The 24,542-nt window shown below is 65.9% G+C and carries 21 protein-coding genes and 4 pseudogenes; 15 read left to right on the top strand and 10 right to left on the bottom strand.

Annotated features, from left to right (window positions below; genetic code table 11):
• The 4 genes and pseudogenes from AAW14_RS25615 to AAW14_RS25630 form a co-directional block, all read left to right on the top strand.
• Positions 1 to 269: SpoIIE family protein phosphatase (locus AAW14_RS25615; protein WP_265566290.1), on the top strand; the 269-nt coding region annotated here is incomplete at its 5' end.
• Positions 270 to 1,241: 972 nt separating this feature from the next.
• Positions 1,242 to 2,375: a hypothetical protein gene (locus AAW14_RS25620; protein ID WP_265566291.1), complete on the top strand. Its 1,134-nt coding sequence runs from the start codon at positions 1,242 to 1,244 to the stop codon at positions 2,373 to 2,375.
• Between the two features lie 501 nt (positions 2,376 to 2,876).
• Positions 2,877 to 3,842 (top strand): M15 family metallopeptidase, encoded by a 966-nt coding sequence (locus tag AAW14_RS25625; RefSeq protein ID WP_265566292.1) that lies wholly within the window; start codon positions 2,877 to 2,879, stop codon positions 3,840 to 3,842.
• 53 nt (positions 3,843 to 3,895) lie between these two features.
• Positions 3,896 to 4,366: pseudogene (locus AAW14_RS25630) on the top strand (ISAzo13-like element transposase-related protein); the annotation flags it as partial.
• A 171-nt stretch (positions 4,367 to 4,537) separates the two neighbouring features.
• Here AAW14_RS25630 and AAW14_RS25635 read toward each other — a convergent pair.
• Both AAW14_RS25635 and AAW14_RS25640 read right to left on the bottom strand, forming a co-directional pair.
• Positions 4,538 to 4,726, bottom strand: a complete 189-nt coding sequence (locus AAW14_RS25635) for a hypothetical protein (protein WP_265566293.1) — start codon at positions 4,724 to 4,726, stop codon at positions 4,538 to 4,540.
• A 109-nt stretch (positions 4,727 to 4,835) separates the two neighbouring features.
• Positions 4,836 to 5,006, bottom strand: a pseudogene (locus AAW14_RS25640) (DNA translocase FtsK); the annotation flags it as partial.
• A 632-nt stretch (positions 5,007 to 5,638) separates the two neighbouring features.
• Here AAW14_RS25640 and AAW14_RS25645 point away from each other — a divergent pair.
• Entirely contained in the window at positions 5,639 to 5,830 is a 192-nt protein-coding gene (locus AAW14_RS25645; RefSeq protein ID WP_265566294.1) for a hypothetical protein, read from the top strand.
• Positions 5,831 to 6,020: 190 nt separating this feature from the next.
• On the opposite strand, the gene AAW14_RS25650 is transcribed toward AAW14_RS25645, so the two are convergent.
• A complete protein-coding gene (locus tag AAW14_RS25650; RefSeq protein WP_265566295.1) occupies positions 6,021 to 6,173 on the bottom strand; it encodes a hypothetical protein in 153 nt (50 codons plus the stop codon).
• Between the two features lie 1,073 nt (positions 6,174 to 7,246).
• Positions 7,247 to 7,993, bottom strand: coding sequence for a hypothetical protein (locus AAW14_RS25655; RefSeq protein WP_265566296.1), 747 nt, complete (start codon positions 7,991 to 7,993; stop codon positions 7,247 to 7,249).
• A gap of 237 nt (positions 7,994 to 8,230) precedes the next feature.
• Between AAW14_RS25655 and AAW14_RS25660 the strand changes: the two genes are divergently transcribed.
• A complete protein-coding gene (locus tag AAW14_RS25660; protein WP_265566297.1) occupies positions 8,231 to 9,316 on the top strand; it encodes a hypothetical protein in 1,086 nt (361 codons plus the stop codon).
• A gap of 368 nt (positions 9,317 to 9,684) precedes the next feature.
• Here the strand turns inward: AAW14_RS25660 and AAW14_RS25665 are convergent, their stop codons facing one another.
• Positions 9,685 to 10,287 (bottom strand): hypothetical protein, encoded by a 603-nt coding sequence (locus tag AAW14_RS25665; RefSeq protein ID WP_265566298.1) that lies wholly within the window; start codon positions 10,285 to 10,287, stop codon positions 9,685 to 9,687.
• A gap of 549 nt (positions 10,288 to 10,836) precedes the next feature.
• Here AAW14_RS25665 and AAW14_RS25670 point away from each other — a divergent pair.
• From AAW14_RS25670 to AAW14_RS25680, 3 genes and pseudogenes are all read left to right on the top strand, one after another.
• The gene (locus AAW14_RS25670) at positions 10,837 to 11,292 is read left to right on the top strand and encodes a hypothetical protein (protein ID WP_265566299.1); all 456 of its coding nucleotides are present in this window, start codon (positions 10,837 to 10,839) and stop codon (positions 11,290 to 11,292) included.
• A gap of 478 nt (positions 11,293 to 11,770) precedes the next feature.
• Positions 11,771 to 12,706 (top strand): hypothetical protein, encoded by a 936-nt coding sequence (locus AAW14_RS25675; protein ID WP_265566300.1) that lies wholly within the window; start codon positions 11,771 to 11,773, stop codon positions 12,704 to 12,706.
• 2,041 nt (positions 12,707 to 14,747) lie between these two features.
• Positions 14,748 to 15,215 (top strand): annotated as a pseudogene (locus AAW14_RS25680) (class I SAM-dependent methyltransferase); the annotation flags it as partial.
• Here the strand turns inward: AAW14_RS25680 and AAW14_RS39525 are convergent.
• From AAW14_RS39525 to AAW14_RS25700, 4 genes and pseudogenes are all read right to left on the bottom strand, one after another.
• On the bottom strand, positions 15,122 to 15,559 hold the full coding sequence (locus tag AAW14_RS39525) for a helix-turn-helix domain-containing protein (RefSeq protein ID WP_322741113.1): 438 nt from the start codon (positions 15,557 to 15,559) through the stop codon (positions 15,122 to 15,124). The pseudogene AAW14_RS25680 and the gene AAW14_RS39525 overlap by 94 nt on opposite strands.
• A gap of 205 nt (positions 15,560 to 15,764) precedes the next feature.
• Positions 15,765 to 15,923, bottom strand: a pseudogene (locus AAW14_RS39840) (transposase); the annotation flags it as partial.
• A 61-nt stretch (positions 15,924 to 15,984) separates the two neighbouring features.
• Positions 15,985 to 16,368, bottom strand: coding sequence for a hypothetical protein (locus tag AAW14_RS25695; RefSeq protein WP_265566301.1), 384 nt, complete (start codon positions 16,366 to 16,368; stop codon positions 15,985 to 15,987).
• Between the two features lie 452 nt (positions 16,369 to 16,820).
• Positions 16,821 to 17,162 (bottom strand): hypothetical protein, encoded by a 342-nt coding sequence (locus AAW14_RS25700; RefSeq protein ID WP_265566302.1) that lies wholly within the window; start codon positions 17,160 to 17,162, stop codon positions 16,821 to 16,823.
• Between the two features lie 230 nt (positions 17,163 to 17,392).
• Here AAW14_RS25700 and AAW14_RS25705 point away from each other — a divergent pair, with 230 nt between their 5' ends.
• The 4 genes from AAW14_RS25705 to AAW14_RS25720 are packed head-to-tail and all read left to right on the top strand — an operon-like array spanning position 17,393 to position 19,245.
• On the top strand, positions 17,393 to 17,653 hold the full coding sequence (locus AAW14_RS25705; protein ID WP_265566303.1) for a hypothetical protein: 261 nt from the start codon (positions 17,393 to 17,395) through the stop codon (positions 17,651 to 17,653).
• Complete coding sequence (locus AAW14_RS25710) at positions 17,625 to 18,152, top strand: DUF6879 family protein (protein WP_265566304.1); 528 nt, start codon at positions 17,625 to 17,627, stop codon at positions 18,150 to 18,152. Before AAW14_RS25705 ends, AAW14_RS25710 begins: the two co-directional genes overlap by 29 nt.
• A 24-nt stretch (positions 18,153 to 18,176) precedes the next feature.
• Positions 18,177 to 19,028 carry a helix-turn-helix domain-containing protein gene (locus AAW14_RS25715; RefSeq protein WP_265566305.1) on the top strand — a complete coding sequence of 284 codons (852 nt, stop codon included), beginning with the start codon at positions 18,177 to 18,179 and terminating at the stop codon, positions 19,026 to 19,028.
• A 25-nt stretch (positions 19,029 to 19,053) separates the two neighbouring features.
• Positions 19,054 to 19,245: a hypothetical protein gene (locus tag AAW14_RS25720; protein ID WP_265566306.1), complete on the top strand. Its 192-nt coding sequence runs from the start codon at positions 19,054 to 19,056 to the stop codon at positions 19,243 to 19,245.
• Between the two features lie 1,062 nt (positions 19,246 to 20,307).
• On the opposite strand, the gene AAW14_RS25725 is transcribed toward AAW14_RS25720, so the two are convergent.
• Complete coding sequence (locus AAW14_RS25725) at positions 20,308 to 21,399, bottom strand: SGNH/GDSL hydrolase family protein (RefSeq protein ID WP_265566307.1); 1,092 nt, start codon at positions 21,397 to 21,399, stop codon at positions 20,308 to 20,310.
• A 676-nt stretch (positions 21,400 to 22,075) separates the two neighbouring features.
• Here AAW14_RS25725 and AAW14_RS25730 point away from each other — a divergent pair.
• A complete protein-coding gene (locus tag AAW14_RS25730; protein WP_265566308.1) occupies positions 22,076 to 22,264 on the top strand; it encodes a hypothetical protein in 189 nt (62 codons plus the stop codon).
• A 940-nt stretch (positions 22,265 to 23,204) separates the two neighbouring features.
• A complete protein-coding gene (locus tag AAW14_RS25735; RefSeq protein ID WP_416223369.1) occupies positions 23,205 to 24,542 on the top strand; it encodes an ATP-binding protein in 1,338 nt (445 codons plus the stop codon).

The following is a 24,542-nucleotide window of genomic DNA, read 5'->3' on the forward strand; positions in this document are numbered from 1 at the left end:
GCCCCGAACACGTCCCCCGCCCCCAGGCCACCACGACCTACACCTCTGGCGACACCCTCATCCTCTACACCGACGGCCTGATCGAACGCCGCGGTGAGGACATCGACACCGGCCTGACCCGCCTGACCTCCACGCTCGCCACCTGCACCGAGTTCGGCGCGGAACACCTCGCCGACGCTCTCCTCGCCCGCCTCGGCCTCGCCAGCGGCGCAGGCGACGACATCGCCATGGTCGTCGTCCGCCTGGACCGAACGACCTGGCCGTCCTGAGCGGGCCGACGCCGTCGTCGGTGAGCATGCGGCCCCTGGGGCAGGCGGCCGGCTTGGTGCACTCGTAGCGCAGCATGTCCGGCAAGACGGTGCGCAGAGTCTTCTCCGCCTCGCGCTGTATCCGCCGGTGATGGCGAGTACGGCGCTCCACGGCTCTCGGTAGCTGTTCCCGTCGTCGGCGCCTGGCGGGAAGCAGGGTTCCGGGTGAAGGCATCTGTCGCCCCCGGCGGTACCGGACGGGCCTTGCCCGAAAGGCTCGACAGCATTCTCTTCAGCTTCCGGGCGAGTCGGTTGGACAAGCGTTGTGGATGATCTTCCCTCGGTCGAGACGACCATCTCGGGCTGCCTGGTGGCGAAGGCGCATGGGGCCGTGGACCATGTCTCGCTGCCGGAGCTGCGTGAGCGGCTGTCCTGGCCGGCGTCCTGGGCCCGCTGCACCGTCCTTAACCGGGTTGAACCGGCCGGTGACGGCGGCCTTGGTGTCATGGCTGTCATGGCTTGCGCCGGGCCGCTCTTGTGTATCGGTGCGGCCCGACCCTCGCTGTGCGCGGCGGCGACGTGCCGGTCGGCCTGACGGCCTGTTGGTTGCCTCCGCCGCCCGTCTCGTACGGGGCTTGTCGCAGACCGACTCGCTCAATCATCAGGGAAGTGGAGTCCACCAGCGTCGGCAATCGGCGCGCCATGCGGCAGTTCAGCACCGTGTCGAAGACGGCGACCGCGGCCGGGGTGCTCTCCTGCAGACCAGGCTCGTCAGCCACCCCCTCGCGGCAGTCGTCCAACCGAGCTGGCCGCCGGACCGAGCGCCGGACTGGCCGACGAGCTGCCCGCCGGCCTGGTCGCCGACATCGGGCGGCTCGTTCGCTGTGAGTCCCCCTCCTACTACCCAACGTCTGGGTACGACGCCCAGTCGCCTCCGGCCGCCCTGTGCGCTCCCCATCCGCGCCCGCCCGCGGCGGCGATAACGTCGGCCATGTGAGCGAGTACCAGTACTACGAGTTCCAGGCCCTCGACCGTCCACTCAGCCGCGCAGAGCAGGAGCATCTGCGGGCCATCTCCACCCGGGCCCGGATCACCGCCACCAGCTTCGTCAACACCTACAACTGGGGTGACCTGAGCGGCGATCCACGCCGAATGGTCGAGCGCTACTTCGACGCTCATCTCTACGTCACCAACTGGGGCACCCACCAGCTGATGCTCCGGTTGCCCAAGCAGACCCTGAAACTGCCCACGGTGCAGCCCTACTGCCTCGATCACCACGTCGAGGTATCGACCACCCGCACCCACCTCCTGCTCGACATGACCAGCGACGACGAGGGCGGCGACTGGGCCGAGGGCGCTGACGACTCACTGGCCGCCCTCATCGGCGTACGCGACGAACTCGCCACCGGCGATCTGCGCCCCCTCTACCTCGCCTGGCTGTCCGCGCTCGCCGCCTGGGAACTCGAAGACGACGACGAAGAGGAATATCAAGCCTGCCCGGAGCCGCCCGTCCCGGCCGGGCTCGGCGAACTGACTGCCGCGCAGAGCGCGCTCGCGGACTTCCTGCGTGTGGATGGCGATCTGCTCGCGGTCGCGGCTCAAACCAGTCCCGCCGCGCCCAAGAAGCCGGTCAGGCCTACGAAGAAGGAACTCGCCCTGCTGATCGCCGCGCTGTCCCCCAAGGAGAAGGACGCTCTGCTGTTGCGGCTCGCCCTCGGCCCGGAGCCCGGATTGCGCACCGGACTCCTGCACCGCCTGCAAGGCGGCGCCGGCGCCCCCGCCCCGGTCACCGGGCGCCGCTGCGCCGCCCAGCTCCTGGATGCGGCCCATACCCTGCGCGCCGAACGCAGGCGGCGCGCTGAACAAGAACGGGCCACTGCCCGCGCCCAGCGCCTGACCGCCCTCGCGAGCGAGGCCGAATCCGCCTGGCAGCAGATCGAGACACACATCGCCACCAAGAAGACCACCGCCTACGACCAGGCCGTCACCCTCCTCGCGGAACTACGCGACGCCTACGCCTACACCGGACGGCACACCGACTTCCAGCAGCGCCTGACTCGCCTACGCGAGGCCAATCGACGCCGCCCTGGCCTCATCCACCGCCTCGACCGGCGCGACCTGCGATAAGTCCCCTTCCGGCACGGCCGCTCCGACGGGCGACGTTACGCCCACTCCATGCGCTGACGGCGTCGGTTGTTGATCGCGTCGACCACGGCTGCCGGCCGGGCAGATTCCGCCTGGCGGCGCCTGCGACGTCAAGACGCTTGCCCGTGAGGCGGGCATCTCCCGCGCATCCCTCTATCGCACCTGGGGCGACCTGAAAGAGGAGTTCGAGCGGCGACGGGCCGCAGCCCTGGCTGCCGGCCGGCAGCTGGTTCCCCGCGCCGCGCGAATCGCCCGGCTGCGGGACCTCAACCACCGCCTCACGACCAAGCTCGCCCGAACTCACAACGAGATCAACGGTGTCGTGGTCACGCTGGGGCATTCGTCGCGCGAGTCGGTGCTGGCCGCGTTGCGCGGCGCGGTCTGAGCCGCGTACCCGGTGGCACCTGCCCGGTCTGACCGCCCCTGGCATCCACCGAGTAGCTGGAGGCGCTGGCTGCCCGGGCTGCCAGAAGGGAATCTCCTGTGCTGAACCTTGCTCAGGATCTATCCGTTGGTGTCAGTGCCAGAAACAGCATGCCAGGCATACTGGCTAGACATCGGCGCGGTGAAATGGTGCCTTTCGGTAAGAAAGAACCTGCTCCACTTGCCGGAGCGGCGGCGACGATCAGCGCGACCGATGGGCTCACAACAAGATTCCCGGGTCAGGGCGGTCGTGGTGGGGCCGCGAATGCCCAAAACCGGCAGGCCGCGATTATCGCCCAGGCTGCGCCCGAGCTGAAGTCTCCGAAAGAGTTCGTCGCGCTCCGTTCCGTGGACCCCACGATCATTGAAGAGATGCGTTACGTCACGGGGCACAACTTCGTGGGCGAGCGTATCGATGGATATCAGCAGCCGGTGTGTATTCTCACCCGACCCGCCGCGGAGGCGTTGCACCGGGCGCAGGTGAAGCTTCTGCATCAGGGCTACTCGCTGAAGGTGTACGACTGCTACCGGCCACAACGGGCCGTCGATCACTTCGTGCGGTGGGCCAAGGATCTCGACGATACCCGAATGAAGGCGGAATTCTATCCGCGCGTTGCCAAAGACCGGCTGTTCGCGGACGGTTACATCGCGGAGAAGTCAGGGCACAGCCGGGGCAGTACGGCGGACCTGACGATTGTGAAGCTGCCCGCGCGACCCACTCCGCCCTATCGGCCAGATCAGTCGCTCGTGCCGTCCTATGCGCCTCAGAACCCGCGGTTCCCGGACAACTCGTTGGACATGGGCACTGGATTCGACTACTTCGACACCCTTGCGCATACCGATGATCCTCGGGTTCAGGGCATTCGGAAGAGGAACCGGCAGTTCCTCAAGAGCACACTCGAGACAGAAGGGTTCGTCAACCTGCCCGAGGAGTGGTGGCACTACACGTACAAGCCGGAACCTTTCCCCAACACGTACTTCAACTTCCCTGTGGCATGGAATTCAGGCTTGATACCAGTGACTTAGGACGTGCAGATCTTTAACTCGTGGCTTTCTGCCTGGTGGTTCGTTGGTCTGGCATGAGCGGGTTGGATGGGCAACGGACCGCGCTGGCAGCCAAGTTCGAGGCGATTCTGCCGCACCTCGACGAGCGGCAGCGTCGCCTGCTGATAGGGGCGGAGGCCCAGTCCCTCGGCCACGGCGGGATCAGAGCGGTCGCTCGTGCCGCCGGTGTCCGTGAGGCCACTGTGTCTGCCGGAGTGCGGGAACTCGGCTCCGGGGAGGCTCCGTTGGGCCGTGTCCGTCGGCCTGGCGCCGGCCGCAGACGCGTCGTCGACCTGAACCCAGCCGTTCGGGAGGCACTCCTCACGCTGGTCGAGCCCGACGTCCGCGGAGATCCCATGTCGCCGCTGCGCTGGACCACCAAATCCACCCGCAAGCTGGCCGAGCAGCTGACCCGGCAGGGCCACAGGATCTCCGCGGACACGGTGGGCGACCTGCTGCGCGAGGAGGGCTTCAGCCTGCAGAGCAATGCCAAGACGCTCGTAGGCGACGGCGGCTTCGTCCAGGCATACGGACATGGCCGCGTCCACGGCGGCCAGCCGTGCCTCCAGACTCAAGTCGCTTCGGTCGCTGCCGGCCTGAGCGGTGCCCGTCGGCGGGGCCTGCCGTGTGGCGTGGTCCGGGTGCAGGGAAGCGGGCATGGCAGGCCTCCAGCCAGGTCAGTGGAGCGAGGCGAACTGGGCGACGGCACGCAGCAGGGCGCTGATCGCGGGGGCGATGCCGGTGGAGGCGAGGAAGAAGCCGAACGCGCTGCAGGCAAGGGCGGATCCCATACGCACGTAGCCCTGCCGCAGCAGCATGACCACCACGATGAACAGCAGCAGGGCAGCGGATACGGAGACGATCACGGCAAGTCCTTCCAAGGAGTGAGGAGGCGACGCCCGGATGGGCGCGCCCAGGCAGCGAAAGCGCGGGCCCCGGCGGAGAGCGGGGCCCACGCGCGTGTTGGGGGTGTGATCAGTCGTCGGCGGCCAGGGTGAACTCGGCGCGCAGTTCGCGCAGGACGTCGTCCCAAGCGTCCGGCTTGACCAGGACGTCACGGGCCTTGCTGCCATCAGCGGGGCCGACGATCCCGCAGTGCTCCGGGACGTCCATGAGGCGTCCGGCCAGCGCGAAGCCGACGCGCAGGCCCACGATCCCCACGTGATCGGCGGTGGCCTGTCGCCTGCCCGCGGAACTTGGGCCGGTGGGGACCATCCCCGCGCGTGCGGGGAGCACGGATCGGGGGCGGGGACGTGGAAGCGGGCCTCGGGACCATCCCCGCACCCGCGGGGATGGTCCCTCCCTGCCCTCGAGGAGTGGCTCGCCTGGCAGCTGCTCCCCTCAACCCGCGGGGATGGTCCCTACCGTGCCTTTGGATGACGGCAGAGGTGAACAGTGGAACGGGCGTGTCTTGACGAGGCACTGCAGGTGGGGGACTACCTTCCGGTGGCCAGGGAGCGGTGGCCGCGTCGGCGGCCCCGGTCGTGCTACCCGCCCCGCGCACGGCGCACGGCGCACGGCGCACGGCGCACGGCGCACGGCGCCCGCCGCTCCCGCGCCGGAGCCGGAGGCCGCCGTCGTCGACCAGGAGCTGGTCCTTGAGGACCTGACCCGCGAGCAGGTCCTGGACCGGCGCACGCGCGCCGCCCGCGACCACGAGGTCGTGCTCGACCACATCGACCGCTACGGCGACGTGTCGGCGAGGCGCCTGTTCACGGGCCGGTTCGTGGAACAGCAACAGCCTTACGGCGAAGGCGAAGCCGCGCACGGCGTCACCGGTGGTCCGGCGGGACGGGCGCGAGCCGATGGGCCTCGGTGCCGCGATCGGCGCGCTGGTGACCGAGAGGGACTGGGAGCTCCCGGCCGCCGACGCCACGCTGCGGGAGCGGTGGGAGGCCATTGCCCCCGACTTCGCCGGGCCCGTCGTCGCCGTCGGCTACGACCCGGAGTCCGGTCGGCTGACCGTGTGAGATCGTTGTGGTCGTCGGCTTCCTGCCGGAGCCGTCATCGCTGGCCTCCGCCACGTCCCTGTACGTGACTTCCGGCGCTCGCGTAGCTTGCCCAGTGCGTCGCGTAACTCCTTCTGCGTGCGAACGCGCCCCGGGCCGGGCCACATCCCGTGTCCGCCCTGTGTGGGCTGCCCGTCCTCCGGCTGCGTCATCACACGCCTCCAGGAGAGCCGGCGGCCATGCGCTGCCCGCTCAGCCAGAAACCGATCTGCGCGGACGCAGCTCCGGCCGCCATGACCAGCCCGAGCGCGTCGCTGGCGGAGTGCCCGCTGCACACGAGGACGATCACCACCAGCAAGATCACCGTGAAGACGGTGATCCGGTGCCCGGGCGTGAGACCCGCTCCGCAAAGAACGTGATCCGGTGACGTCGACGGCCGGCGCTGCCAACGCGTAATGCTGACTGACATAGTTAGTCCCCTCTTCCTGGGCGCGGCGAAGATTCGCCGCTACGAATACGACTCCCGCATCCGGTTACCGGCCGTGATGCGGACATCGCCCAGCTAATTCCGTCACCCGGACCGAGGCAATCCCCTCAGCAGGACCGGAAGCAACCCGAACATTCACCGTCGTCCAAGGAACCGCCACTCTCGTTTTCCGCTCGATTCGCGGCCCTTCACCAGCATCCCCACGGCGCCTCCTCCGGCCTCCGAATCCTTCACACTGCACCCGGAAGCCGACTGCGCGACAGGCCTGCGAAGCACCATCAAGCCTGCCCAGTGAGCTGGTTGGCCCGCCGTGACCTGCCCGTTCGCCGTTCGGAACGCTTCCGAAGACCGGAAGATCTTGCGCTGCAGCCAGGGCGGTGGTGAGCTGAACCAGCGGAACCCCCGCACCAGTAAATCGCAGTCATCCCTTTCCCGGACGCGGCAGTGCATCGTGCGGGTGGATAGAGGGGAATCCTGCTACCGGCCGGAGTCCCCTCGCTGCATCCACCTCCGTAAACGAAACACAACTGTTCCGGTCCCGGAAAACGAAAACCGCATGCCGTGGCCGGCCCCCTCTGCGAGGGATTCGGAATCGACAGCTAATTGCCCGCACCTCTCCGGAACACGGTCCGCACCGGCCAGCCCTTAGCTCGTGCGTGCAGCTCTCCTCATTGTCCTGCGACTGGAGGTCTGCCCGGTCCAGTTGTCCGGATGGACCTCCACGCCTACTTCTGCCAGATCACGACTGGCGCGTGCGGGTGGTTGCTGCGCGCGGTGACGAGAGCGTGTCACCGGTGGCGGACGGCGGCCGGACTTTGGGACTGATCGGGAAGGGTGTCACCTGGTGACGGCCCGACGGGGCCGGACTTTGCCTGCTCTCCGAGGCAGAAGCGAGGTCGCCTGCGGCATCGCACCGGCATACCCGTAGCGCCTACCGATCTTCTGCCTGATCATGTCGGTGCTGCTTGTTCAGAGGGGCGGCTGATCGAGGTGCGCGCGCCTGGCAGGACGCTGGGCATGGCGTGCCTGGACACGATCGAGCGAGTTCTGTTCGCTCTCGCGCGTGCGCAGGGCGTCGACCCGGACGCCATCTGAATCAGCTGATCTTCCTCAGGGCTGCGGCCTGCGAACACGCCAGGTGTGCGGCGGCCGCAGCCGTATGTGTGCAGGCCAGATGGTTGGGACGCAGCACGGGCTGCCGTATCCCCTTTGCTGCTACTGGTTGTTGTGGAGGCGGTGCTGGCGGGCGGTGACGAGCGTGCGCCATCGGGTGTGGGTGGCCTGCTCGCTGTCCAGCCAGTGCGGCGCGTGTGGTCGGAGAGGAGGGGGAGGCCGGCCATGAAGGAGGCGATGTCGATGTAGTAGGCGTAGTCGCCGTTCTGGGTATGTTCGCGCAGCCGGGAGAGGGTGGCGGCGAGTGCGTCGTGGTCGTCGAGGACGGCCTGGTGGAACGCAGCGGCGAGTTCGAGGGTGGGGGTCATGGAGGTGAGGGCAGCCATGTCGGGCTCGGTGCGCAGGGTGTGAATGCGGTGGTCGAGCGAGGGATTGCCGGCGTCGCGGATCAGGGCGGCGATGGCCGCGTTGATCGTGGTGGCGCGCAGGTCGAGGCTGGCCAGGAGCTGGTATGCGAGGTCGATTTCGTCGTCGCGGGTGACCTCGCGCAGGTGATCGTAACGGTTCGACCACTCCAGCAGCACCGGCCGCAGTCGATTCAGGCATTGCCTCCTCGGGAGAACCACCGATGGGCTGCGACGCAGGGACACCTTCCGCGCGTCGTGGTGATGTGTACCCACGGACGCGAAGGACCGTCCCCGCTCTCGACGGACGGTCCTTCGCGTCTGGTCATCGCAGGTCACGAGGCATCTCTCTGTTTGGGAACCCTTTCGCGACCATCAACGACTGGTGGGCGAGTAACACTCTCGGCGGTTCTCCGGATGCTGCTCATCTCATCGCCCACGATACTAGTTTCACTGGCTTATTGGAGCGATGGAGAAAATGGAGGTGCTTTAATGGCCGCAACGGAGTCCGGCGATGATCTGTCCGCTGGCTTGATTAACGAGTGCCAGTCGGCAACGGAAATCCTGACCACCCTTTACGAGGGCAGCTATAATAGCGGCCATGTTTTTCGTGTTGGCCCAGGGACTTCCGTTACCGGGGACGTTACTGGAATTGTTGCGGATGCGCCGGGGGAAAGTGGAAGCGGAATTAAAGCGACAGGCAGTGGCACTAAAGCTGGCATCGAGGCGTATGGGGGATATCAGAGTGGGAACGGTGTTTTCGCGAGAGGTGGTGAGGGCGCGTCGTCTGCGACCGTCAGCTTTGAGGTATCGACTGGCGGAAAAGGTGTCGAAGGGGAGGGTGGCGACGGCCAAAGCGAGGGCGGCGCAGGCGTCGTGGGAACAGGTGGCGCTGGCCTGAAAATCAACACTGACGCGCGCGGAGGAGCCGGCGTCGTGGCAACAGGCGGCGGGAGTGAGCACGGCACAGGAGGTCCCGGCGTTGTCGCCACCGGCGGCAATAACGCCCCAGGCGTGGTAGCAAGTGCCACAGGCGACGCTGCTGGTGTATCCGCGTTTGGCGGAGGAAACGAAGCCGGCATTGAGGCACATGGCGGGGACACGGGAGGTCCCGGCGTTGTCGCCACCGGCGGCAATAACGCCCCAGGCGTGGTAGCAAGTGCCACAGGCGAGGCTGCTGGTGTATCCGCGTTTGGCGGAGGAAACGAAGCCGGCATTGAGGCACATGGCGGAAATGCGGGAGGTCCCGGCGTACACGGAGTGGGCGACAAAGGCCGTGGAGGCCAGTTTAGTTCGAAAATCACGGCACAGATCAACCTAAATCCTGTACTCCTGAGTTTCGGCCAGACTCCCAGTGACCTACTGGGGACGGCAGAGGCGGGCGACCTTTTGGTGACGGGCCTCGAAGAGGTGGTAGGACATTCCAGAAGTGTTATCGCCAGTCTCTGGTTTTGTAAAAAAGGGGGAAAGGGTGCCGAAGCGCAGTGGGTGCAAATCGCTTGAAGCGACGTCCGCACCAAGGACCTGTGCCACACGCAGGAGAAGTTCGCTGCTGGAGCCTCCGGTGAAGCTGTTGCCACCGCTGCCCGGCTGCAAGTTCAGCTGCCACCCTCGAGCACGCTCCGCCTCGGCCACGGACAAAGTGGCGCGAGCACCGCACCTCCGCAGGAGTCGGCGAAGATGACCGCCAGGCGGTGGAGACGAAGCTGCACACGGCCGTCTGCTCCGCGAAAGGTCACCCTGGCGGCTCCGAAGCAGGCCATCGTCACTGACTGGACTACTGCGCTCAGCCGGCTCGGTCTCACCTGACACGCGGATCCTCTTGCCCGGGCGGATCGCGCGGCTCGTGTGGCCAGTCGGGTCTTGGGTGGTCACGGCTCGCTGAACGCCTGCAGCCGTGACAGGTATTCGCGGCGGGCGGTGATCAGGCTGTGCCACCGCCGGCGAGTGGCCTCTTCGCCGTCGAGCCACCGGGCGCCGGACCCCTGTGACAGGGGCAGGTCGGCCATGTAGTGGGTGATGTCGACGTAGTAGGCATGGTCCCCGTTCTGGGTATGTTCGCGCAGCCGGGAGAGGGTGGCGGCGAGTGCGTCGTGGTCGTCGAGGACGGCCTGGTGGAACGCAGCGGCGAGTTCGAGGGTGGGGGTCATGGAGGTGAGGGCGGCCATGTCGGGCTCGGTGCGCAGGGTGTGAATGCGGTGGTCGAGCGAGGGATTGCCGGCGTCGCGGATCAGGGCGGCGATGGCCGCGTTGATCGTGGTGGCGCGCAGGTCGAGGCCGGCCAGGAGCTGGTGGGTCAGGTCGATTTCGTCGTCTGCCTGGTGGGGGTCGTAGAAGGCGACGGCGAGGGCGCTCAGGGCTTGGTGGTGTGCCGCCTCACCGGATTTGGCGTGCTGTTCGGCTTCCGCGTGCCCGGCGAGGTAGGCGGCGGCCGCGCGTTCCGGTTCTCCCTGCAGCCACCACAAGTCGCCCAAGACGCGCTGATGGCGTCCTTCCCATCCCAGCCTCTGGGCGGCGGCGTGCGCTGTCGCCGGAGAGTTGGGCGGCTTGGGCGAGGCCGCGTGGGGCGGCGGGAGCCAGGTGACCGTTGCCGTCGGCGACCTGCTGGTATCCGCGGCGCGATTCCTGGCCGTCTCCGATGTCGCGGTAGGCCCTGACCCGGTAGTACAGGGCCATCTCATCGAGTTCGTTGCGGCCGACAGCGTCCCCCAAAACGCCGGTACTGGGTGGCGGCGCCGGGGACCGTGGCCCAGTCGGAGGGGCGCGGGTCAGTTGAGGTAGTCGGCGTGTTGAGTGAGATCACCAACCAATGACGAGGGGCTTCGCCATGTCACCCCGTCTGACCAGCCCATTTCACCCGGCCGGGACAGGATGAAAGAGGTTCAACAAGTGGTCTATTTTCGGTCAAATCACGTCTGCTGACGAAGCGAGACTGAACCGTCCTGCCAGGTTAGGCCGTTCACCTTTACAGCAGGACGGCACATCTCCTGTACTACAGTAAACGGTCAGACAATGGAGCTGAAATGCCCAACAACGGAAGAATAACCGTCGATGATGTAACCGCTGCATTCGATGAAGTCCCTTTCAATCAGACAATGTATAACGCCCTGGAAATCCTCGCGGCCAAATCAGAAGGATTTTCAGATTTCGAGATTATGGACGCGCTTCAGCTCGGCGCGCAAGGCACGGCCCTTCAAGGTCAAGATATGAGCCTCCTGAGGGAAGATATGTTCAACGTGCCCTATGTTGAGGAGGCGTCAACGAGGCAAACCCGAGTCGGTCGCGTTGAGCAACTCTTTAAATTGCACGACATAGCCCGCGAATATCTCGACGAGACGCGCCAAGCCGAGCGGCTAGTGGCAGCAGCGCTCAGCCGAATTACGGGAACTCCTTCTCGGACCCGGCAGGCCAGTGCAGGGACAGGCGCTCCGGCTGGGGCGTCGGCAGCTGAGAAAAGTCGACGGGGACCGTCTCGTTGACCAACGAGAGACTGAAAGCCGTCGGGTCGGTGACGGGCTCATTCCTTCAGGCAGTCGGGGTCCGGCATCGGTGCCCCGGCTGACCTGCAGCGTCCCGTCCCTACGAGCAATTCCACCACGACCGGAGCGTGGAACCCCGCGCCCACCCGATGCGAGAGCCTGCCCACCACCGGCCGAACCAACCGAAACGGCTCACCACTTGAACCGACGAGCCGTCACGAAAGATCGAAGCCAGAATACTTCGAGAATGTCGATACTATTTGACCGGAGCGACCCCATGCTAACGCCAGAGCAAGTCGTACTGTTCGAAACTATAAATCCAAACCTCGCACCGTATGCGATACGGAAATCCCCAAAGCGACTAAATCTTGGGCATCCGATATCTCAGGCATATCTACGTAGTCGAAGCCAGGACGGCACCCTGAAGCAAGCAAAAGAAATTGGGATAGAGCAAGCCGATGCTCTATTTTCGGAACACATGCAAAACATTCAACGGAAAGCGGGAGTGTTTGGCAGAGAAGGAGAAGCAAATTCCTACACCGCGGAATCGCGTGCGAAATTTCCCGAAATTCGGTCGTTCCTTGGGCAGGCCGACAAGAATAGCTCTTATGATACCAATTCAGACCCTCGGATTGCCGTCACAATATCGATAAACACCGACACGGCTCAATTAGTGGTGTTTGCCGACCCTGCCGAGCTGGATGATATAAGGGATCGGCGAATCGCACAGATTATTCACGCGGTATCCCGTGTGCACGACGCAGGCTTCACACTTCCTTCGCCGTTGCAGTTCTACCTTCCTAAATACACTAGACGCATCCACCTCCCCAGCTTGAAGGTGGATGGCGCATGGAATTCACTCGCGGAATTTTACGCCCCGAACAGGATCATGCTTTCTCCAGAGCTTCTAAGCACCTCGCCGCCGACGAGTGCACCTAATTCGGTCGCATTGAAACTCGGTAACGCATCTGCAGCAATAGTGCACGAGATGGGGCATTGCCTGCACTTTATGCAGGCTCCAGAGTCCTTCGGCGACTTATTTCACACCAAACTCGCTCCACAGTATGAGCGGACCGCCAATAACGTCAGCGAATATGGTTCGAGAAATCCACACGAGTTCGTTGCCGAAATGTTCACCAATGCAACATTTAATGGTGCAAGTACTCAGGATCAGTGGAATTTATATCGAGCGCTCGGCGGGCCTTTGCCAGCTCGCCCGGCGTCTACGCCCACAACGGGTCGGGCGCTTCCCGAAAAATTCAACCGGTCTGTCATTGCTGACCAAGATGCATTGGCTGCTGCGGCGATGATGCAGCCTTTTGCTGGAAACCCTCAATATGTCGTCACACCCTCATCGTCAAGCCGGAGTCAGCGGAACTCTGTAGTAGAGCGCACTAATTTACCCGGGAGATAAGGTCGGTCGCGCATAGTCTCAATTTTTCGCAACAGGCCGTTGGACTGTGGATGCGGTTTGTATCAGCTGGTGGGCTGGTGGCAGGAATATGATGATGCTGTCGCATCGGGTGGGCGCCGGGAACGGCTCCGGCGGGGTTCGGCTGTCTCGTAGGCGTGGGCTGTTGGTGCCGGTCAGCCTCCGCGCAGGGAAGGACATTCAGCCACTGAATCGCTGCGAGTGGCGTATCTCAGGTCGTGCAAGCTGGCGTGGAGGGGCCGGGCCGAACATCGATCCTGTCGTCAGCACGGCACCCACCAGCTGAACGCCGCAACAAGTGCGGCGCCTTGCGCCGTGGGAACGGCCATGCCCTCAGAGGAGGCTCGCCTGGATGAACTTATGGCACAGGAAAACCGTAGTGACGGTTGGGCCTACCCAAAAAGCAGCCGCAACACGAATGCAAAACAGATGCAAGAATAGAAGCGGTTGAACTCACTGGAGATAGCGACCGAACACGTCAAGAAATGGAGGAAGTCAATGGGATCAGCCATCGAGGCAGAATTCCCCAATATACTGCAACTGGCTTCCGACGGGGAGCCGCTGGATCTCCGCGGAGAATTACTTGCAGAAATTCTCCCTCGCGTGCCAGGTGGCCTCCACGTTCAACTGGTAGCCGAAAACGAAGACGTCTTCATCGGTCGCACTGGTCGCCGATTTCAGAGCGAAGATTCGGCTCGAAGAGCGGGGGAAGAGATAATCGAGGTCGAGGAGGTTGTAATCCCTGAGGTAATTGTCGGCATATGTGCGGATGCCCCATACGAAAGCTATCCGAACTCCGCCGCCGATCTTCATTGGGCGTTCGCCGGCCTTGAATCAACTATGCGCGCCGTGCCAGGCATTCCTGGCAGTACGACTTCTGTACCTCTAGGGGATCTTCTGCCATCCCGGAATGGCTGGTCGTTGACGGAGCTCGGGCGAACTGCCTCGATAGGCCCGCCCCCAATCGGAGCTGCACGTACTGGAACCCATAGCATTCACTACAACATTGGGGTCCCGCTTTCCGCCGGCTATGATCTATTTCAGTATTTGAATTCTCAGACCAGGAGGCATACGGATAATCAAGGTCAGTTGAATGATGCACGGAAGAACCTTAAATCAGCTCTGAATTTCGCCGACAATGTCGCCGCCAGGTTCGCTCATCAAAAATATTTCGGGAGGAGCGCCCCGTCGTCTATTGCGCTCTACGCAGCACGCTATGCGCAGATTCCGGATCGCACAGTTCAAGAGGTACGCGGGGCGGCAGCCGTGCTCTACTCACTCGGCGCGGCAGCCGCCCACGCATCAACCTCAACCTATCCGGGTAATGTCAAGGATCACGCATTGGCGCTCGTACGGCATAATCCTAACTCGCTTCTTGGGCAGTTGGCCCCAGATGCTCGTCAATGGCTGACGGAAAACGCCCGGAGCATCATTGGAGAGTTCGATTCCAGTTATTCCCGTGACCACCCCGCTCAAGTTTTAGATTACAACAGTATCAGGGGTCATATGGGGATAACGGCAGACCGCCCAAGCGCTGTCCGCCTTGCCATTAATGAGGAACGCACGGTCGGCGACCTTGTCTGCAGTGGGCTGGTGGAAAACTACCAGAGGCCGACCGCTCTGACGGACATGTTCACTTCTACAGTAGTGCCAGTCGATAACAACGGGCGCATTCCGCTCACAGTCTTCGAGGCGAGATTCTATAAGGAAAGGAATGTTTCGGCTCAAGACTTCCAGGCCAATCACTCGGCGCTGTCGAACCTGGCCGCTGCGGCACAGAACAAGGCAGCTGCGCTAATGAATCCGAATGATCAGGTACGTAAAGCAATTTACGAAGACAACCGTTCTCTTGCTCGTCTCTTGGCTCTCCAGCCACCTGTTCCCGCTCAGTCGTCATCCCCCGCGCATACCGATGGGACAGTGCACTCGCACACATCGTCCACGCCTCAACACCGGTCGTCCACGCCTCAACATCGGAGAGGCCGCACCATGGGGGGGCTGAGGTGGCACCTATGGTTTGTGCAAGCTGGTGCGCGGGACGGGGAACCCGCGGGCGGCCGACGTCGGGTGCGGGCCTGGACATCTGACGGCCATGCTGCACGACCTGGGGCTGGACGCCTTCGGGCTCGACCTCTCCCCGGCTATGGTCGACCACGCCCGGCGGGCCCATCCGGCGCTGCGGTTCGACGAGGCGCGGATGGAGGCCCTGCCGATCGAGGACTGCGCGCTCGGCGGCGTGCTGGCCCACTACTCGGTGATCCATACCCCGCCCGGGGAATTGCCCGCGCTGCTCGCCGAGCAGGTACGTGTCCTGGCACCAGGCGGCCTGCTCCTGGTCTCGTTCTTCGCGACCGACGGATCGGAGCCGGTCCGCTTCGACCACAAGGTGACGCCCGCCTATAGCTGGCCGGTGGACCGGTTCGCCGAGTTGCTGGCCGGGGCCGGGCTCGTCACTTTCGCCCGGCTGCTCCACGACCCGGCCTCCAGCCAGCCCTCCGGCCTCGCGGTCACCGCTGCGAGCGGAGCGCTGCGGTACTGCGTCGGCGAGATGCCGGTGATCCGTTTGAACGCGGTGCCGAACGCGGTCTCCGACGAATAGCCCCATTCGGCGGCCACCGACGCCACGGTCCGCTCGCCGTGGCGCGGCTCTCGTCCGGCGGCCAGTATCCGCCGGCGCTGTGCAGCGGGCCCATGCGATACACGTCCTGGGCAAGAAGGTAGTACTGGACAAACCCGCGATACTCCGACCCGTACTTCGCGACGATGGTGAAATCCTCGTCGTGAAGTAACACGCCCCGCATCGCCGGCTTCCCCCGCTCCGTATGGCGGGCGCACCGCTTGCGGACAGCGCCCCGGGGCACGAACAGGCCGATCTTCCCGTTGACCATCCGGCGGTCCCGGGTGATCTTCGTGTCGGCGCGCTGGGTCCTGATCTCATGGCCGAGGAACCGCGCCGCTTGCCCAGCGTGCGTCGGGCATTGCACTCCACCCCCGCCACGTCCCGCAAGGGCGCGCGGGCCACGGCGGCGATCTCACCGGCGAGGTGTGGCTGACGGGCCAGGCCGGCGCACCCGGCAAGGCGGTCCGCGCTGCTGAAGTCCGTCAGGTCGCGTCCAGTGGCCGCGACGATGTCGACCCCGAGCCTGGGCCCCATGCCGGGCAGGCTCAGGAAGGTCCACTGTGCCGCCTGCGCCCACACGGCGCAGATCAGGGATCTAGCAGATCAGGGATCTACCTGCCAAATCGCCGGCCAAGACCCCTCAGCGAGCGCGCCTGTTTGCGCGCGAGGTGGTGGGCCTTCGAGCCACCGGGTCGATCCGGGCCCGAGTGGCGGACCGACTCGGGGCGCTGATCGGCTGAACCAGCCGCGAGAGCTCCTGCAGGCTGTATTCCAGCCGCGCCATATCCTGTCTCAGGCTTTCCAGCAACACCACTATCTGGAACTGCTCCCCGCGCAAACACTCTTGCTGCTCCCGAGACATCGGCATCTGTGAGGCCTCCTGCTGCTGCAACTGTTGCCACGCATCCTCGAGCGCCTGTTCCCGCAGCAATAGCTGCTGCCGCAGCTCTTCAGCCTTCCGCAACTGCACCAACACCTGATCCACGTCACTGGCGGTCTCAGGGACCTTCTGGAAATCTTCCATACCTTCATCTACGGCCCGGCGAACAAAAAGGTTGACAGTCAGCCCCTGCCCTGCACGAGCTACACCGACGCGAGGGGCCGAAGATGCACCACCTTGCACTGCCGGGCGGCGAGTTGATGGCCGCCGAACCCTGAGGGCGACGGCCACGTGGTAACGGGCAGGAGCCCCAACCGGCGGGGCAATGGGCACCATGGTTTCCAGATCACGGCAAGGCGGGGTCTTGGGGGGCGCCGCGGGGCGGGGGCGCCCAGCGGCAGGCGCCGCTACCGACGCAGCCGGCGGCTCGCGCGGTGGTAGGCCATCGAAGAGGACACGGGCGCAGTCTGAAGCCGGACCCGCTTACAAGGAGCCTTGTGCCGGAAGACCGTGATGCCTCCAGCCGACACAGACACGGTGTCGTACGACGTGTACGCCTCACCCGGCCCGGATCGGCATGTCACAGCGCACGCAGATCACAGACGAGCCCCTCTCGCCAGGCGCCGCAGCTCGTCGCCGATCGCGCAGCCGGTGGGCTGCTTGAGGCAGTGCTCGCATTCCGAGGCATGGTCGAACAGTGCGTGGTACGCGCGCTGCCCAGCGCAGTGGCGGCACCCGCGGGGGAACCACTGAACGTCCGCGCCCGCGCGTCCCGCGGTGCGGGGGCCGAGGTCGACAGCCGCGCCTGCGCGGAGGGCGACACCGTCCCAGACGCATGTGATGCCGCGTACCTGCTCTTCCGAGAGGGTGGCCAGGTCGGGGAGGACCAGGAGGTCGATCGCTGCGCCGGGCGGCCGGTGGGCGGTAGCTTGTTTCATGTCGGCGCTCCTTGGGCGTCGGCCACACCCCGGGAGGTTCACCGCCTCGCCGGGGTTCTCTCGTCACGCCCGACCGTAGAAGTGCGATGTGCGGCACTTCCAGTAATGTTCATCAATGTTCACGGCGGTGCGCTGTCCCTAGGTGGTGGCCGCTTCGCTCTCTTGACCCTGTACCCCCCAGGGCGGAGCGTGGTGTACATCCGTGCACACCAAGAGCGCCGGAGGCGGCGATGACACTACGGTTCATCGGGATCGATCCCAACACCGGCCAGGGCGAGAGCCCGACAGTGTGGGTCGACGAAAGCAGCAAGGAACTGATCATCCAGGGATGGAAGCCTGACCCGGAACTCGAGGCGGAATGCGCAGCGTTCGAGATGCCGGGCCACGCGGTGGGCATCCCCGACGACGAGGCAGTTGTCCGTATCCCGGCCCGCATGGTGCCGATCGTGAGGAAGGCGTGCGATGCCGCGGAAAGTGCCGGGCTTCGATGAGCTACTGGACGGCGCGCAGCGCTCGGCGGTCCACCTGGAAATGAGGGACACCTACGGGGTTGCGAGCGAGGCCGACGACTTCGCCCGCTGGAAGCGCACCGGAGAACGCGACGCAGATCCCGGCTCTTCCTACTGGGCTCCGTGGGTGGAGCTGATTCGCCGCACCGTGGCGCGCGGCGTCGCGGTGCGCCGGGCCCGCATCGTGTCCGAGCCGGTGAGCGAGTACATCCGGTACGAGCACGCAGCCACCGACGTCAACATGGCAGCGGGTGAGCAAGTACGGTGGCTCGCCCGCCGGCGCGCCTCGGACATCGCCCTGCCGGGTAACGACTTCTGGCTGATCGATGGCCGGCTGATCCGGTGGAATCACTTCACCGGTGACGGCGCCTCCGCAGGCGGGGAGATCAGCGAGGACCCGGCTGCGGCGAAGTTGTGCGCCGACGCCTTCGAGGCCGTGTGGGAGCGGGCAGTCCCACACGAGGAATACAAGATCAGCTAGTACGGAAGGTGCACAGGCCGGCTCATGCCCATCTCCCCGTCCTCGTCGGCGCAGGCAGCGCGTGAACGGGTCGCGCAGCGCCTGCGAGACCTGCGCGCCGATGCGGGCATCACAGGCACTGAGCTGGCCGTGCGCTGCGGTTGGACCCATCCCAAGACGTCTCGCATCGAGAACGCGCGCACGCCGCCCACGCCCGACGATATCCGCCGGTGGTGCCGGGCCTGCGGCGCCGAGGACCAGGCCGAGGACCTCATCGTCCAGTCGCGGACCGCCGAATCTGCGTATGTCGAGTGGAAGCGAAAGATCCGCGCGGGCCTGAAGCGGCTTCAGGACAGCTATGTCGAGCTGTACCAGGCGACGGCGCTATTTCGGATCTACTCGCCCACCTTGGTGCCCGGCCTGCTCCAGACCGAGGGATACGCGCGGGCGGTACTTTCGGCCACAGCCCAGTTGCTCGACATCCCCGACGACGCCGAAGAGGCTGCTGCCGCCCGGCTCGAACGATCGAAGGTCATCCATCAGCCGGGACACCGGTTCGTCATGGTGATCGAGGAGGGCGTTCTCCACTACCAGCTGGGCGACGAAGACGCGATGGCCGCACAGCTCGGCTACCTCCTCACCGCCGGCGCCCTACCGTCGGTGTCGCTGGGCATCATCCCCAGCGCGACCCGCCGACGCGCGCTATGGCCGCAGGAGTTGTTCCACGTCTACGACGACGCCCTCGTCTCCGTGGAGCTGCAATCCGCCCGCGTCCGCATCACCCAGCCTTCCGAGGTCGAGTTGTACCTGAAGTCCTTCCAGCAGCTCCGGAGCATGGCCGTGTACGGGGCGGACGCTCGCGCGTTGATCGTTCAGGCCATCGAAGCCCTGCGCTGACAGCGGCCGCCCGTAGACTTGGGCCATGTGCCCCAAGCCCAACGGCCGCGTTTCGGCGCGGTCTTCCAGTGAGCTGAACGACCGGATCCGCGCCCTCTGGCAACGCGCCGGCGGGCGCCCGTTCACGCCTGACGAGCGGGCGGAATACAAGGCACTGGTCGTGGAGTGGGCGGCCGCGATCCAGGCCGAGCGGAGCGACGTCGCCGAAGCAGCATGACGATGCTCCCTCCCACCCGTGGGCGAGAGGGAGCACAGTCAGGGACCGGCGCTGAATCGCAGGGGTCAGCCGCCAAGGGAGCATGAGGAGAGCTCCGCAGTCCTGGTAGTCGCGCACTCCAGGGCTGCGCGGGATGGAACATGAGCGGGGAGGCGTTCGCGATCACCGAACGTCTCCCGAAGCTGTCGTCTGGTGCGGTCCCGCGCGGCGTGCGAAACGGGGCGCGGGACCGCTGAGCCCGGCTGTCCTGTCAGAGCCCGGCCATTGTGACCGTACGCAGACACGCGTCGCCGCGCATGTTCAGTGAAGCGCAAGGGTGACGGGCGTCCTGATGGCGTCGTTTACGGAAGCGCGCGGCTGCTCATCATGGGCGTCCGCCCTGCTGGTGCCATCACTCGCACCGTTCTCGGCCCCCGGCCCACCCACCAGGCCGTGCCCCACCGCGTCTTCGCGTACGACGCACTGCTGCAAAACCCCGTACTGCGGCATTCCTCTACCTCGCCGTCACGGACCGCTTATGCCATCTGGCGGTGCGGCCTCACGCAGACTCCCGGCCACTCCTCGGCCGCATCGTCCTCACCCAACAGCGCGGCAATCACGTGACGTCCGTTCCGAAACGACAGCCGACCGGATCGCACGCGTTGTGGTCCTGGGACCCGATGCGCCAAGCTGCCACAGAACATTGGACCAGACGACGCAGTGCCCCTCCCCGCCCTGCGGACTTGGACGATGGTTCCACCGGCGCCGTCACCGCCATCCTTCCTGATCGACCCCGGCGACATGGGCGACTTCCTGGACCTCGCGTCGGCAAGGGCGGGCACCACGGGACCGCGGCGCCCCGGATCGGCAAGCGGGTCCTCGACAGGCGGCCGCCAAAGCCGCCTGCACGGTCCCACCTGAAGAGGTCCCTGGCCAACCCCTCCAAACCCAGCCTCGACCAGCTCACCGCGTTGGTGAAGAAGCGACTGAAACGGATGCAGTACCGCCCCCGCCTCATCGAAGGGCTCATCGCCAGGACCGGGCTCGACCTGCGACCGCCGTAACCTCAGCCGTTAGAGATCTCTAGAGGTTGTCGGATGTCCGGCGCTTGCGCACGACGAAGAGCGCGGTGGCACCGACAGCAACGGCCGTCAGAGCGGTACCCGCGAGGACGGGTGTGCTGCTCGACGAGCCGGTCTCCGCCAGGCCGCCGTCCGCCTTCGGCTTGTTCGCGTCGGCGCCCTCGCCGTTCCCGGACTTCGCCTCGCCGGTCTGGTCCGCGGAGCCGACGGGGGTGGTCGGCTCGGGGCTGCCATGACCCCCCGGCTGCTGAGGTGTGTTGCGCATCGGCAGGACCGCCGCGAAGGCGCCTGCGATCACCCTGTGGCCGGCGGGGTTCGGGTGGGGATCCTGCTTCGTGCAGGCCCAGGTCAGCTGGCAGATCTTGGCTACGTTCGCGGGCACCTCGCCGTAGCCGGGGACATTGAGGCTGTCGTCAAAGTCGTCCGAGGAGAAGGCTCCTGCCACGTCCGCCGCCTTGAAGCCGGCGGCGGCGTACACCTGCGAGACGGCTGTGTTCGCAGCCTTGATCAGGGAAGCCGAGTCCTTGGCGGTCTTCTGCCCGGCATCGCCGAGGAGCCATGCCGCCAGGAACGGGTTGTAGTACGTCGCGCCCGCGTACTGGGTGCCTTTCGCACCCGCCTTGCGCAGAGCGCCCGTGATCCGGGCCAGGTTGTTCGTGATGCCCTGAGCGGCGTCGTTCAGACAGCTCTTGTCGATGGAACCGGTCGGGGCGACGCATGCCCGTATGTCGTTGGCACCGATGTCGATGGTCACGTAGTCGACCTTGCCGCGATGCTTGGCCATGGTCTTCAAGGCGGCGTCCAGCTGGGACTTGGCGTTCGGGTAGTCACACTTCCCGCCCTTGATCAGCGATTCGGTGGTCTCCCCGGTGCAGCCGAGGCGTATGTGCTCAAGCCCCGGCTGACGCAGCTTCAGCTGCTGGTAGAGCTGGTCGGTGTAGGCGACGGGCACGTCCTTGTCGACGTCCGGTTGGTAGCCGGAGGCCAGCGAATCACCGAGCGAGATGTAGTACGTGATGTCCTTGGCGCTCGGCGAGTCGGCGGCGGCCACGCCTGGCGTGCTCAGCACGACGGTCAGCGCGGCGGCGGCCATCCGGAAAACCTTGTGTCCGGTCCGCGTGGTTGCCGACCATCCTGCTCGCTCATGGTGGGAGTGCGGCTCGGCAGAGGCGGCCATCACGGACCCGGCGCGGTATGTGTGGAGGAATCTTTGACTATCGCTCATCGGTTACGTGCGATCTCTCTTCAATCTGAGGGAAGGTGTCCGCCCGGCGAAGCCCGGAAATGGACGCTGTGAAAAACGGGGGTGGCTATCCTTCGGCACGCTGGATGCTGGGCATTGCCGGTGGGCCATGCCAGTGCATTCCAGTCAGGACCTGGGTGAAGGTGACGTGCCCACCGGTTGGTGGCGGCCGAGCGCAGCACCTTGCTGGTACGACGGCTCCGGCCGCTCGCCGGTTCACTGGTAGGACTCCGTTAGGTCTGTCTCGGTCTTGCCGTGCTGGAGGCCTGCTGGGCAGGACCGTTGGCAGGTTGTGCAGTTGCCGGTCCAGCACCTCAGGACGTCCTGGAGGGTGTCGAGGACCTGGTAGAGGGTGAGTGGCTGTTGTCGTTCCGAATCCGAGGGCGGCGGGTTCGCTGGTCAGGCGTAGGGCGGGTGATCCGGTGGGAGTGGTGGCGTGTCGTGTCGTCGTTCCCCGGGAGGTTGCGGATGCCGTCGGTCGTCGGACTGCTGGAACGAGCTCGCCGCTCGCCGTCGAGTCGACGGGGTGCGTGAGGAAGCCGGTCGCATCCAGGCCGAACTGGCCGCGGCCGAGAAGGAATCGCAGGAGTGGGCGATCTCCCGCAGGCGGGTGGGCGCCGTCCTGGATGAACCGGCCGCGGGCCTCGGTGGAACCGCAGTTGCGGACCCCGCCCGGCGAAGCGGAGATCGAGGAGCCGTTCGCCGGGTGGCGTGAGGAGATGGTGACCTGGCGCAAATTCGGCCCGGCCGCCCGTAATTACGCGGTGGCCCGGCCGGCGGCGGACGTGAGGCTGTTGATCAACGAGGCTCGGATGCTGGAACCCGGACGATGTCCGGTGGGAACTGAGGCGGTTCCGCAAGCTCAACGTCCGGCACGGCAAGGGCTCCTGGCGACGGAGCCCGAAGCCGCGGCTGGTGCGGCCGATCAATGGTGCCGACCGCAACCTGCGGTGGTTCATCGAGGACGTGTGGGGCCACTTCGATGCACGCGGTGTCGTGATCAGTACGGGGAAGACGTCGGGGCTGTGGTCCGGGCAGCCGAACACCGTCAAGCTCGACGAGCTGGACGGTTGTGGAGCCTGCTATGGCGTGGGGCGCGCTGGGCTGGAAGGCTTCGTCCCACGTGTTCGTGGCGCACGAAGAGACTCCGGGAACCAACTCGTCCTCAGCGAGGGGCACGACCTTCGCCTGCGCGCCCGCTTGGCACGCTGCTCGACCGGATGCCGCTGTCCGGCGCCATGCCGAGCCGCTCGCGAGACGGCGATCGCTTGTCGGGGTCGTGGAACACCCCTCGTCCACCACCACTCCGACACTTCTACGGACAGCAAGTCCGCTCATGAAGTATCAGTACATAAAAGAGAGAACACTTCTCTGGACATGGCTGAAAACCCTCGTATAGTGACAGCCAGTTGACCATTGGCTACAACTTCACGCGCACATTTCTCTCAGAACGACACACGGGCCGCGCCCGCGTGCGGCTTCCCGAGGACCGATTGATGACTGCGCCCGCCACTCCCGGTGACCGATCCACCGTCCGTTCACTGCTCCTGGCAGTCCTGCTCACCGCGGCACCGTCTGCTCTCGCCGTTGCATGGTCCGTCAGTTCCGTACCCGCTGCGGCACAGAGGGTAGTGGGCTACGGCGGTGGCGCCGCCGTGCTTCTCCTGTGTGCGGCAGTCACAGTCGCCGTATACGCGCTGCGCACCGGGCGGATCGCCCGGGTGGCGCTGCGCACGGCGACGGCCGATTCCGAGCGGGCCGTGCGGGAGCGGGACCTGCAAGCCCAGCGGTGGCGTCAGGAACGCCAACAGCACACCGACGCCGCAGCGGACGAACGGGCCCGTCTCGCCGAGGAGTTCACCAGAGAAAGGGCCCGCGTGGCCCAGGAGGGCGCGGCCGAGCGGGCCAGGCTCGACGCGGAGGTGCACAGGCTCTCCGGCGAACTCGCCCGCGCCGCCGGACAGCGTGACTTGGCGATTTCCGCGACCGCCAACGCAGCTGCTCGTATGCAGGCGCTGGCCACCGGCACCCTCGCCGACCTGCGTGCCATGGAGGAGCGGCACACCGACGAAGACGTGCTCGCCGACCTGCTGCACCTGGACCACCGCACGGCCCAGGCCGGTCGGCTCGCCGACTCCATCGCCGTACTCGCCGGTGCGCGTTCCGGACGACGCTGGGCACGCCCGATCGCCATGGAGTCCGTCCTGCGCGGTGCCATGGGACGGATCCGCGGCTACCAGCGCATACGTCTGCACTCCGTGATCGACACGGCCGTAGCCGGACACGCGGCAGAGGGGGTCATGCACGCACTCGCCGAAATCCTCGACAACGCGACCAACTTCTCGCCTCCCAACGCCGAGGTGCACATCTACGTCGAGGAGGTCCCGGCAGGCGCCATCGTCTCCGTGGAAGACAGCGGGCTCGTCATGGGCGATGTACAACTGCGCCGCGCCGAGCAGGTCGTGTCCGGTGAGGCGGCCGAACTCGGCGGTCTCACCGGGACACGACTCGGTCTCGCCGTGGTCGGGCGCCTGTCGCGGAAACACGGCTTCAAGGTCTCCTTCCGGCCTTCCGCGCGGGGCGGCACCGGAGTGCTCGTGCTCATCCCGCAGGAGATCCTCACTACCGTGTCGCCCGAAGGCCGCCCTGCCACAGACCCGCCCCTACCCAGCGCCCCGCGGAGTGTGCCGGAAGTCCACACGGTGATCGCGGAAGCTGCCCTTCCTGGCGACGATGCGACGGACACCGCACCGCAGGGAACCGGGGGACTGCCCAAACGGCGAAGGGGCCGTACGCTGGCCGCCGCCGAAAGCGCACGAGCGTCCGCCCGGAGCGTCGCGCAGCGCCCGGGCAACGCCGAGGACATCCGCTCCCGTGCGTCCCGCTTCAGCTCTTTCCGCCAGGCGGTGCGGGCAGCCGGCACGGCGTCCAGCACCGGGGAGGACTCACTGCCAGACCCCGACGACCTGCGTACCCCACCGTCGTCGCGATGA

The sequence above is a fragment of the Streptomyces hygroscopicus genome (assembly GCF_026168105.1).
Classification (GTDB): Bacteria; Actinomycetota; Actinomycetes; order Streptomycetales; family Streptomycetaceae; genus Streptomyces; species Streptomyces hygroscopicus_D.